This is a genomic window from Vibrio sp. 10N.222.49.A3 (assembly GCF_041475145.1).
GTDB lineage: Bacteria > Pseudomonadota > Gammaproteobacteria > Enterobacterales > Vibrionaceae > Vibrio > Vibrio tasmaniensis_A.
The window spans coordinates 1-954 of record NZ_JBFRVM010000208.1; the positions used below are offsets into that span (position 1 = coordinate 1).

Here is a 954-nt window from a genome sequence, read left to right on the forward strand (position 1 = left end):
TCGGTATCGCTTTTAATCTCTCATCAAAGGCGAATAAAACGTTAACGCTCTCGGCGAAAAGAGCAGAGCGGGCCAAAAAGCGCGAAGGGAAACTTCGATTAGAAGATCACCTCAAACGTTTTCCTAATTGGTCGCTGTAACGAATGAGATTGCCGTCTGGGATTATTACCTCAGATGGCCTCGAAGGTGGGCTGCCTTCACGATTGCAAAAAGCGCCGCAGAGGGGCGCAGGCCTGCGTAATATGCCTAACAAATTCAGGAGCCCTCTCTGGGGCGACGTCCAAGGCTGTTTTTCTACTCAATTAAGCACGCTGGTTGAGTGGTGAAATAGAGTTACTTGGGAATACCAGACACCACATCCTTTGGATGTGCGCATTCTACTACAAGAATGCTCAAGCCAGTTTGTAGCACGGCTCTTGAAAGAGAGCCCATCGTTTTGTTTTTTAAAAGAACAAAACAATGTCCTAACAAGGAGTGTGAACGATGCAGATTATCTACGGATATTGTCGTGAAGATGAGGCCGTGAGTTTATTAGGCCACTTTGTTGAACAAGGTGATTTTGTCAGCGTCAAAGAACTGGGAACGGTTGGGCGTGAACACATGGCGTTTGCCGCTTTGTTGCCTTTTACTGGGCACCTTGCATTTCCTTTCTGTTGGAAGGGCGTTCATTTGGTTGCGGTTCAAAAACAAGCTCAGTCAGTTAATCGTCTCACTCTCCCAACCTCAAATAATGCTTGTAAAAAACGTTATCGGAAGCTTAAGAACACCATCATTAGCGCTCAAAATTGGAAGCAACATGTGAGCCGTAATCGTGGTTTGAAGTACGCGAAATCTTCGATGTTTTCTTAAGGATGTGGGAGGGAGCCCCCTTTCCCTCCATCCTGACCATGTACTTGATAAATTTATCACTCAATAAGGATATTTATTATGAAAACACGCACCCAGCGCACCCTC

At 45.7% G+C, this 954-nt stretch carries 2 protein-coding genes; both read left to right on the top strand.

All coding sequences use genetic code 11. The features are described from left to right. The first annotated feature begins 5 nt into the window (after nucleotides 1-5). Nucleotides 6-140 carry a TraY domain-containing protein gene (locus AB4589_RS23110; RefSeq protein ID WP_372101771.1) on the top strand — a complete coding sequence of 45 codons (135 nt, stop codon included), beginning with the start codon at nucleotides 6-8 and terminating at the stop codon, nucleotides 138-140. A 343-nt stretch (nucleotides 141-483) separates the two neighbouring features. Further along, complete coding sequence (locus AB4589_RS23115; protein ID WP_017098539.1) at nucleotides 484-849, top strand: hypothetical protein; 366 nt, start codon at nucleotides 484-486, stop codon at nucleotides 847-849. Nucleotides 850-954 lie beyond the last annotated feature (105 nt).

What these genes read in the sequence shown, in the direction of transcription:
- AB4589_RS23115 (WP_017098539.1), top strand. Translation starts at nt 484, where the DNA reads ATGCAGATTATCTACGGATATTGTCGTGAAGATGAGGCCGTGAGTTTA.